This is a genomic window from Acetivibrio cellulolyticus CD2 (assembly GCF_000179595.2).
Taxonomy (GTDB): Bacteria; Bacillota; Clostridia; order Acetivibrionales; family Acetivibrionaceae; genus Acetivibrio; species Acetivibrio cellulolyticus.
The window spans coordinates 1,559,467-1,571,957 of the sequence record NZ_JH556653.1 but is presented as its reverse complement, the minus strand read 5'-3'; the positions used below and the strand labels follow the sequence as shown (position 1 = coordinate 1,571,957).

The 12,491-nt window shown below is 36.0% G+C and carries 1 protein-coding gene; it reads left to right on the top strand.

Annotated features, from left to right (window positions below; all coding sequences use genetic code 11):
* Positions 1-112 precede the first annotated feature (112 nt).
* Positions 113-12,481, top strand: a complete 12,369-nt coding sequence (locus ACECE_RS27055) for an S-layer homology domain-containing protein (protein ID WP_010246717.1) — start codon at positions 113-115, stop codon at positions 12,479-12,481.
* The last annotated feature ends 10 nt before the right edge of the window (positions 12,482-12,491 follow it).

Sequence of the window (12,491 nt, the reverse complement as noted above, 5' to 3'; positions counted from 1 at the left end):
ATAATATGTACTTCATGTGGGACCAAGATAGCTAAAACACACTTTCTAACATAAATAGATAACAACAATTTAATTAATTCACATATATATAAATAATTTAGGGGGGAATAATTTGAATAGGAAATTCAAATCTCTTCTGGCAGGTGTTCTTGCTGTTCTTTTGATAAACAGCTGCATCATGCCGGATCTATCTTTTGCTGATGTTTTTTCAAATCTTCAATCCGAAAATCCAGAAGATACACGAAAAACGCAGAGTGTGACTGAAGCAGTATATGAGAAGTCAACAGCAATGCCGGAGTCGTCAACAACAATTGAGCCTGTAGTTACTTCTACACCGAATATAGCATTGACTCCAACACCTGTGCCCGAATATGTACCGGATTTTCAGGATGAAGGAAGTAGTATAATACTACCGATAGAAGAAGGTGAAAAAGCTCAAAATTCTGTTATAACAGACGGTTATGTCACAAAAACTTCAAAGATTTTGAACAAATCCTTTGAGTATAAAGATGCACCAGTAACCGAAGTAACCGAAGACAAAGCGACTGACGAACCTATCCAGGAAATAAAAGAAAACGAAGTTATAATATTAAATGACGAGAGCAGCACAGAAAAAGATTCCTATTTAAAACTATCTTTCACTCCAACAACTTCTGCAACATACATTGTTACCGCATCGAAGGAAACACTTAGTTATATGTACATATTAGACAGCAAAAACAATACGATAGTAAGTATAAGAACCTACCCTGAATATGGTAATTCTGTAGCATGCAAACTATATAAGGATCAACAGTATAAAATCTGTTTGAGTGTAGATGAAAGTTCACCTACAGAACTAATGTTAAAAAAATATAAATCTGAGATTTCCGAGGTTACATATAAATTTTCGAATAATACATACACAAATGAAGATAAGGCATCAATAATGGTAGACATGCCTGCATTGCCTGCAGATATAGTTTTTGCGGCTTTAGAAAGAGATCTTGTTTTTAGTGCAGAGCTCATAAAAGATGGTGTAACCATTGATAAAATACCTGAAATACCTCAGGATTGCATCAGGGGTGGTACGGGAACCCCAGATGACAATTGCCTGCAGTTTGCCTGTAATTTTAGTAAATATGTTGAGCCTGGCAAGTATACGGTAAGAATTACATGCAATGACTTTAATTTAAACCCAGTTATCGAAAGTTGTGAGGCTGAGATAGAAGTGGGAAATAAGGTAAATATATATGTGCCTGTAGGTGCTAATTCTATTGCAGGTTATGGTCCATTTTATCTGAATAAAGTCAATACTAATACAGGCAAATTCATGCTTTTGAATGATGGAAAAGTAATTGGAATGTCGGGTTTGACCAGTATAAGGGAAACAACGGTATATCATAATTTTTATGGTTCAAACTATATGTCAACAAATTATAAATATAATGAAGAGAATTTCAGCAGAGAGTTATATTATGTAGAGGCTGCGGAGATAAGTTTTAACGATACTCTTAAAAACGGAAGGGAATATGGTCTGAAGTTTGTTTCAGGAGTTTCTGAATTTGATGTGCCTGCTAAAGTAGTTGTAACTGATGCTTTAATTGTCAGAAGTATATATCATAACTGGAATTTAAAAGAAAGCTCTAATAATTATATTGTGACTGCTAACTTTTCCAATATTAAAAATGCAGATGTTGAAAAAATTAATGTAGAAATGGTGGATTTTTCTGGAAAAGTTGTAGCATCTAAAGTTAACTATTCTTATGGTTACGATGAGTCGCAAATTAAGTTTCGACTAAAAATTAATGAAGCTATTGATATAAGCAACATATACTCCATAAAAATAAGTTATCCGGAAGAAATGTATGTATGTGCTGAAGGAGTGATGTTTTATGCTTATAATTATAGTGATAAGCTTAGTATTGAAGCAGTAAATGTAGCTGATGCTGAAAAAGGAGAAATTGTTGTTTCAACTCAGTGGTGTGATAAAAGTGTCGGTTATGAAGTGGCTTTATACCGATATAACAATTATTTATATATACCAATATCTGATATGACAGAAGTTAGGTGCGATGAAGATGGTGTGTTTTCCCTGAAGTTTCCGCAGGAAAGTGATTTACAGCTTCTGAATCAAGGCGGGACTTATGAATTAAAGTTTTTGTATGATGGCAATATAATTGATTCAGAAGAATTCAGCATACCGGCATATAACGATTTCACTGATGTAGATAAGAAAATTTCATTTTATCCGCCATTATTGCCTTCTGATGGAAATGTTGAATTTACTATAACCGGATACGATATAGATAATGGTATTATGGGTGCAGATAATGAAAGCATAAAAATTGAACTTGTAGCAGAAAACGAGGTATATGGAACCCTTGATAATGCTACGATTGAAAAGTCTGTCTCTTCATATCGAATGAATGGTAATTACAATGCAGGTTATGTAATGATAAAGGGTATGCTTAATATAACTAAAACCCTGAAAGACGAAACAAAGTACTATATCAGAATAAACGGTACGGATTATGAGTATTTTTACAATTCACAGGATCAAAAAGTTTCTTCCGACTGTTTCAAAATTGAAGGCTATGATAATTTTAGTTATTCATCCTTTATAGACTCAGAGGGTAATAGTCAGCTATGTTATTTGTTAAGCAACAGTGAGGAATTAAAACTTAGCTGCAGTTGGGTAAAAGGTATATCGGAAAACGCAGAGCTGGTTTTTGTAAATATTGATACAAAAGAAGAAATTAAGGCGGGATTATGGAATACTGTTGCTCAATACTATAACGGAACAATTAAGGATATATCAATAGATGCCGATTTAACAAAAATTGTTCCGGAAAAAATATATGAAATATGCCTTAAAGATGGTGGACAAAACTTCAGCTTCAAGAAGTATGTAAAGTTTCCCAAAGAAAGCAAGGCTAATTACTTTACAGTAAGTGAAGCAGTGTATGGAAGTGATGTTGTTACATTGTACGTTGACAGTTTAAACACAATTGACGGATATAGCTTTAATATACTGGATTCATTGGACAATATTATTAATTGGACAAAAGCTTCTGAAAGGGTTTATAACCAAAGGAGATATATTGATTTAAAACTTGATACTCCTTTGAAATATGGATTCTACAAAATTCAAATGTTTGATGACAAAAATGTACTCGAATATGAATATACATATTATGTTTCGGAGAAAAAAGCTACTCCTCCTTCATTGCAATATGTAAAGGAAGGTTATCCATATCTTATATATTGTGAAAGTCTTACAGCTGGATTGTCGTATACAGCAGACATTTGTAATGTTGATACTGCTGTCAGAATGAAGCAGAATATCAGTCTTGTAAAGAGGACAGATGAAGATGTTCTGGAAATTGACCAGAGTGACCTTGAATCGCTACCTATAGGATACTATTCTATTGCAGTAAAGGCAAATGGTGTGCTAGTGGGGGTTGAACATTTTTACTATAATGGTACTTATGAACTTAAGCCGGTAATTACAGCTTCCGAATGGGAGGAAGGTACTTCAAGAAAACCTTTTATTTCAAGTAACAATGTGAAATTTGACATAAGGACACTATATTATACAAAAGTTCGTTATTCCGAAAGCCTGGAAAACCTTAAAACTTTAGAGTATCAAACAGTAACAAATGATGTATACCATACTTTTGATAATATGGATATTGCTAAAATACTTTATTTCCAGTTTTCCGACGATTATGGGAACGAAAGTGATGTAAGTTTATTTAAAGCATATTTAAATATCAATGAAAATGATATTACGATAATTTCTCCTGAGGAAGGTCTGGAATACACTGGTAGTTTAAATGTCTTAGCTAAAGTAACCAATAATCCTTATTTTGTGGGTGCTGTACTTTATAATAATGATTATTCAGACTTGGCAGGGGAATTGAAAAGGGCAGATGGAACAGACAAATATTCCAAGGTTCTATCAAGCAGCGATGCTGTATATATATCTCCAGATAGTACTCAAGATGGAGTTATGGTTGAAGTGTTTACAACGGATGAAGTTGGAAATATAACCGGTTCTGAAATTGTTAAGTTAAATAAAAAAGAAGAACCAACTGTTAAAACTGCGTATGTCAGCTTAGAAACAAGCATTGGTGAAAAGAAGAACGACGTAAACATAAAAGGTAATACAACAAACGGAGCAGGTAATGTAACGATTCTGGCTTATGCTAAGAGCAGTTATTACTATAATTCGTGGGCATCTTACAGTATAACACTTCTTGCCGATGCTAAGGGAAATTTTGAAGGTATTTTGAATATTCCTGTGGATGGGAATTATAAAATTGTTGCCAAAGATTTCAAGGGAATAGAGAGCTATAGCAACTATAGGACAATCGATACTATAGTGCCAGTTCTGAAAGACTATAATACCGTAGCACAGGGAATTGAAAGTGTAAGAATTTCCTGGGATGTAATTGATGCTAATAGTTGTACTTATACGATATGGAAAGACAGCAATATTCTGACATCGGGATACACTTCAAAAGAGTATATTACAGTAGGTCTTATTAAGGGACAGACTTATGTGTACAAAATAATGGCAACCGATGGTTCAGGCAATAATTCTGAACCTATAGAGATAAGTGTAAAGGTTGGAGATGAAGAAGTACCTTCCGTACCGAAAAATATGGTTGTATCATCTCATGCAAGTAAGAGTATTACACTTTCATGGGATGCTTGTGCAGATAATAGCTATGTAGCAGGATATGAGATATTCAGAGATGGCGAAAAAGCAGGGATCTCATATACTACGGAATATACTGATGAAAAATTGGAACCAGGGGCTACATATAGTTATAAAGTGAGAGCCTTTGACCCTTCTATGAATTTCTCCGGTTTTACTGAGTCAATATCTCACTCTCCTGCAGCTGTCGATATAAGCGATGCTTATGATGGAAGCTATAGTGTTGTGGGATATTCAACAAAAAAATTGGTATTAAAGGCTCTGACAAGCGATATTATGAATAAAAAAGGTATCAGTGTTTTGTTTGAATACCGAAGTGGTGAAAGTACTGACTGGAATTGGATAAATAAAATGGATACATATACAGTTACTACTAACGGTTTGCTTTTCAGCACAACATGGGATGTGGAATATTTGCCTGAAGGTGACTACACTATAAGGTATACATTAACAGACCGTGATGGATATACCTGTGAAGCGTTCTCTCAAATTATAAGTATCCTTGATGCTGAGGACAATGAGGCTCCAAGGATTGTATCCATAAAACCCGATCCGTCATGTTTTGCGATGACTATTCCTTTGAGAATTACAGTATCGGACAATATTCGTGTTAAAAAAGTCACTGTTCAGACTTCTTTAAACGGAACTGATTGGAGTGATTACAATCAAACAGATTATTTATATATCCCTAACAATACTACTTTGAGTTATTCTATTGATGTTTCAGGTGTAAGAGAAGGCTACTATTATGTCAGAGCTATTGCAGAAGACGTTGGAGGAAATGTAAGTAACAGCACAAATTCATATAACCAGTATGTAATAGACAGGACAGCACCCGAAAAGGTAGATAGCATATCAGCTTACAGTTATGTCGATTGTATAGAAATAAAGTGGAATAACAATTCTGAACCATACGTTAAGGGATTTACAGTTTTAAGAGCAATTGAGCCAAACGGAATATATAATACAATTGTATCCGGTCTGAAGAGCCTTAACTATTTTGATACAGGTGCAGTACCTGGAGAAACATATTATTATAAGGTTGTTTGCGAAGATGTTGCAGGGAATTTAAGTCCTGACAGTGATCCTATAGAAGTTACAATGCTTGATGCAGAAAGCATTGTAGATAATGTAAAGCCGGAGATAACAAGTGTTTACCCTGAAAACAATACAAAAGTTGGGAAAGTGTTAACCTATGTTTTAACAGCTAAAGATGATGTAAGACTATCAAAGTTGGTTGCTGAATACAGTTTGGATGGAGAAGAGTGGAAAGAGTTCCGTGCAGCCAGTTCATCTTATGCAGTTGACGGTTTTAACGCAGAATTGGATACAGCTTTATTCCCAGCAGGAACTGTTTTAAAGACACGTGGTTATGCGGTAGATATTAAAGGCAATACTTCTGAATATAAATATTGCGATTACATTATAGACAATATGGCACCAAAAGCACCGAAAATTAATGTAGAGCCTATAGCCAGAGGATTTGTTATAACATGGACTTGTGATGAAACAGATATTGCAGCATATAAATTGTATCGCAGAAACATAGAATCTGAGTTCTATACAGTTGTTGGAGAATATACAAATACAACATTATCCGCGGTTGATAGTAATCTCGATCCGTCAAAGAAGTATATATACAAAATTGTTGCAGTGGATAGCTTGGGAAACTGTTCCCAGACTTTAAGCGAAGCTATCAGTCCATTGGATATTGATAATGTTAAGCCTTTACCATATATAAACTGTGTTTCATCGGCTGAGGTTAATACAGAGGTTGAATTTGATGCAAGTGCATCAAAGGATAATGTGGGTATAGCAAAATACACGTGGGATTTTGGTGACGGCACAACAGGTGAAGGTATAAGAGTAACGCATTCTTATATTAAGCCGGGAGATTACAAAGTTGTGTTAAAAGCCAAAGATTTGGCTGGTAATGAAGAAAGCACAGAAAAGATAATAACAATATTGGAAAAGAACTTCTCAGGTACTTTAAACATAACGGTAACAGATAATTCAGGTAAATATGTTCCTGGTGCAATAATTTATGTAAATGTAGGAACTCCGGAACAATTCAAAATGTCAGCCGATTCAAATGGTAAGATATCCTTGAAGCTTGAACCTGGATCCTATGACATAGGTGCATATCAGGTAGGATATTCTCCAAAACAGCAGGATGTGCTGATTGTTGAAAAGGAAGAAAACAATTTGAGTTTTGTTTTGGAAGAATCAAAGATAGTATTAGGTAATATTACAGCTACAAAAATGTCTTTTGAAGAAATCAAAGCAGCAGGTATAGATGTAAATGCTCCCGGTAACCAGAATGTTTTCAGATACGAAATTAACCTTAATTATAACAATAAACCGTATTTAATTTCACATATTGCATCAAGTAATAGTTCATCATGTGACAGCGGATATTATCCAGTTGGAGGAAGAGAGGTTGCGGTCAAAACATATACTAATCCAGAAACGGAGGAAGTGTTTATCTTACTGATAGATATTCCTGGAAGGGTTACGTGGCTGAAAGAATTCTTTGATGTAAAACTTCATTTAATAAACACTGAAGGGACATATGATTTAAATGATTGTGTTGCAACATTAAAAACTCCTAAAGGTATTTCAATTACAGGTGGAAATGATCCGACTGTTTCGGTGGGAACTATTGGAGCAAAAGATAGCAAAACAATAGAGTGGATAGTTCGCGGAGACGCACCAGGAAGTTACAATCTATCTGCTGATTTTAGCGGGATACTAGAGACCTTCAACGAACAGGTATCAGCAAGCTTTGTAACAGAAAATCCGATAGTTGTAGATAACAGTTCGGGATTAAGGCTTATAGTTGAAGTTGAAAATGAAAAGTATTCAGGGGATGATTTGCTTTACAGAGTTGGATTTAAGAACGAGAAAAGCTCAGAAATTTACATGCCGAATATAAGTATGGGAAATTCAACTTTTATAAGAAGCTATAAAACAAAAGAAGATATGTCCTTAGTTAAGACTTCCCGTTCCGTATTGTCCCCGGGAGAAATATTGTGGGAGGAGTATTCTGCTGACAAGGAACTGTTCGAAGGGTATGAGAACTTGTTTATGCCATTGAAAGAATTGGCTTCTACATCGCTAGGTGGTATGGAAATGCCGATTGAAACCAGAATGGTAGACTACGGAACTTTTGGAAGAGTAAAGGCACATATTTTTGTTATGGATGTACCGGAAGGAAGACAGATTGATTTACTTACTCTGACAAAGTACCGCTCGAAAGAAAACGACAAAATGCCAAGGTTGAAAATAGTAACAGGCAGAGGAATTTCAAAGGATGTAATAGTGCATGAAAAATGTGAGCTGACAATCACAGACAATATGAAAAATACTATGACAACAGTAGAAACGGATGGTAATGGCGAATATATATACGAAGGCTACAGTATTGATGATGTTTATTCAGGAAGTAGTGGCATAGGTTATTTCGCAATAGTTGTTTCATCCGGTACAATCAGGATGATTTCTTCTTCACAAAGAATAAGGGTTATTGATCAGAAGCTTTTACCAGCAGAAGACTTTGGTTCAATATCGGGATATGTTTTTGATAAAGATGTATACAGACCGATAGATAATGCGGCTATAACTGTTGACAGCAATGAGACGCAGACAGACAGCCATGGTGATTTTTATTTCGAAGATATCTTGCTGCAGGACGACAATATAAAAATTGAAGCTGATGGATTCCCTGAAAAGACAATAGATGTAGAGTTAAGGGATGGTTCTTATGTGATAATACCAATGTCAAGAATGCCTGAAGTAACAAAAGTAACTTCATGGTGCTCTAACAGCACAAAGCCAACCAGCTCAATTCTTCCGTTAAATCTTTTGAGTCCTGAAGGAGCTATTAACTTTTGGGTTTATACAGATTTGAAGGGTGCAGGAGAGGTTAAAAAATATCTGTATAAGATTGTTGATAAGAATGGGAAAACTAAATACACCGGAGAGAGCACATCTGACACAATTAAAGTAACGAATATTCGCAGCAAAATGTCTATGGGAGACAGAATCCTATTTGCAATAGAGGCTGAAGGGATTTATGGAAATGTTGTTTCGGACTATGTTGATGCAAAACTTGTTATGGCAAAAGAATTCCCATTTTTAAACGCAGTTTCCTGGCGTAATGATTTGGAAGATGCTTTTGAAGAAGACTTTGAGTTTGATTTAGTGGGTGGACTTGATGGAGTATTGAAGTTTGCAACAGGAGAAGGAATGCCGGAGGTTGATATGCCTGATGACAGTGGCCCGCTAAAATCGTTAGGTCTTGAGTCTGCTGGGTTGGATTTTGATCTGAACGTAGATTATGATTTTTACAATGGAAAAGCTACATTTACTTCAAAAGCAGGCGCACAACTCGGTGTTAATGGTACTTTTGCCAAATTTGAGGTTCCTGATAAAGTTGAGGCCATATTAGGAACAGGAATTACATCCGAAAGTGAAGTAACCGTTTCGCTTGTATGTGTTTACAATGACAGTACATTAGAATGGGAAATTGAATCATATAAATTTATAATTGCTAATGAAACAGAAATAAGAGTGTTGTCCTTTGAATTTAAATTCAGAGTTCCGCTAGATGCTACTTTCGGAGGAGTATTGCTATCGGGATATGTTTCGGTGGAAGTAAATGGAACGCTTACATTCAAAACAAATGTATCAATAGGTGGTCTGGGAAGTTTTGATAGCGTTGAAGATGTAATGGTTGATTTAGAGCTTATTATTGGACTTACTTTAAGAGCAGCTATAGGTGCGGAGGTTGGATACGGTCTCGTAGGTGGAGAGTTCTGGGCGCAAGGTGGACTTGAGTTTACAATTCCGACCTGTAAAACAGTCCTCAGTTTATCAATGGGATTTAAAGAAACTTTTGTATGGTTTATATCGACTAAGCAAGTAATTGGTGAAAAAGAATGGGTAGTATATGATCCTTCCACCAGACAAGCTGAAAGCAATGATAATAGCTGCAATATAAGGTCTGAAAGTATCAGGCCTGAGAAAAAATCAATAAAGCGTGAAATGTATGCTGCACCGGTTGTTAATGATATTACATCCGAAGAGTCGTTATTTGAAACATCTCCTAGAGATTACCTCGAAAATCAGAAATGGGTTGGCGGAAAAGATATAATACAATATGCGTATCCGCAATCAGAAGCAAAAATTTCAGAACTTGATGGGACAACTGGTGACCTGATCATGGTGTTTATAGGTGATGACAGTGAGAGAACCGATAATAATCGTACTGCATTATACTATTCCATATATGATAACGGAAAATGGTCGCAGCCCAAACAACTCGAAAATGATGGCACTGCAGATGCTTTCCCAAACCTTTCGACTGATGGTAGAAACTCTTATGCAATATGGCTTGACATGCCCGAAAAAATCGGTGATTTGTCTAAAGTTTCAGCAGATTATATTACTGAAAACATTATCGCGAAAATGAAGCTTGAAATTGCAAAGTATGATCATGCGAAGGGCACTTGGGAAAAGGTATTATCGCCCCAGACAGAGGGATTAAATAAATTGCCCCAGATTGCAGCTGGTGGTGGGAAGACTATTGCTGCTTGGGTAAATAACTCTGGGAAAAAGGCTGTTGGTACGGAAGAAAATCCCGATGACATTTATTTTGTGTACAATAATGGAACAAGCTGGAGAGCACCGAAAGCATTTATTACAAATTCAGAAAACGTTAATGAAAGCGATTTGCTTCTTTACAACGGAAAAGCTTACTTTGTTTATACAACAAATGCTTATTCGGAAGATGGATTGTACAAATTATATGCAAGTATATTTGATGGGAAAACATGGTCAAAACCTAGGGGCATGCTTGACAACAAATTTAACGACAGCCATCCTTCGATAGCTGTAGAAAACGGTAAACCTGTAGTGTTCTGGAATAATGATGGCTTGATTTATAAAGCAGGAATTGAATCGGGCAAGCAAGATATAGTTGTAAATTCAAGTAAGGCTTTTGGTATTCAGGAGCTTCAAGCTACCAATACCGATGAGGGAATTGCTCTTGCATGGACCACAGCTACTGGTGGAGAACAAAAATTGTTCATAAGCACTTGTGAAGAGACAAGTTCCACATGGACACAGGGAGTAGAATTGAAGCACAATTCAATGGAGATACCTAGGGACATAACTCTTGCAGGCAATGGTAATGAGATAATGGCTGTATACAACAAATCAATTTATAAGAATGATGAGGAAAACTCAAAGTATTATTATGATGGCACTTTACTGACCTCAACAAGCTATGTAAGAAAAATAGACTTGGCAATTCCTTCGGATGGAGTCTATTTTGTGAATAATGGTGTTATGCCGGGAGAGGAAACGAAAGTTTATGTTGAAGTAGAAAATGTCGGTGATCTTACGGCAAAGAATATAAGTGTAGCTTTATACGATGGCGACAAACTGGTGAGTAAAAAAGAGATGAATAAGAGTATAAGCCATGGAAGCAGTCTGATAGCTGAATTTGAAATCCAGATTCCTTCAAATTACTCGGGATTAAATCTCAAAGCTGTTGCTGAAGTTGCAAACGATGGGGATACTTCAAATAATACTTGCGAACTTAAACTATCATTTGCTGATGTAGAAATAACAAATCTTTATAATGCACTTTATGAGAAAAACCGGGGTTATGCATATGTGGATGTAATCAATAATGGTTATACAACTATTGACAGTGCAAAAGTAGAAATTTACACAGATAAAGAATTCAAAAACTTAATAAGCTCGAAAGAGATAAAAAATCTTTATCCTACACTTACAAAAAAATCAGTTGTTGAGTTTGAAGTTAGTGATGAACAAATAGCAGAAAGAGTAAGGTTATATGCCAAAGTAGTAGTTGACCAACCGGAGTTTGATTATACAAACAACAGTAGTTTTACAATTGTACGTCCGTATGAATTTAATTTAACACCTGGAATGGTGACTCCTGAGCCAACACCGGTGACACCTGAACCAACACCAGTGACACCTGGGACTACACCGGATTCTGGCAGTACAGGTTCATCAGGCTCATCGGGGACAGGTTCAGCAGGGTCAGAAGGAACAACCGGTTCAACACCATCAACACCTACACCATCAATACCTACACCATCAATACCTACACCATCAACACCAACTACAACCGTTCCAGAGATCACAGAGACACCGGATCCTGTTGTACCAGGAAGTGAGGGCAAACATAAAGGTTATATGCAAGGATACGAAGACAAATCGTTCAGGCCGGAAAATAAAATTACACGAGCTGAAATGGCTGTCATACTTGCTAATCTGGACGGAATTACAAAGGCTGATAAGGAATATATAACCTTTAAAGATGTTTCAACGAAACACTGGGCAGCCTGGGCAATTGCATATGCAACCAGCAAAGGTTATTTCAAAGGTTATGAAGACAATACTTTCAGACCTGGCAACTATATAACCAGAGCAGAATTATCCGTGGTTCTATGCAAATATCTTAACTATAATGAGATTGCTGTTGATGCAAGTAGCTTCACAGATATAACAGGACACTGGGCTGAGAAGTATATAAATATACTTAGTTCAAAAGGATACATAAAAGGTTATTCGGACAAAACATTTAAACCAAATAACAATGTTAAACGTTCTGAATGTGCAGCTTTGATAAATAGGGCATTAGGCCTTGAAGGTTTGGAAGATGGCGAAAATCGATTTGTAGATGTAGACAAAAAGCACTGGGCATATAAAGATATTATGGCAGCAACACAAAACTGATAAAAATGGA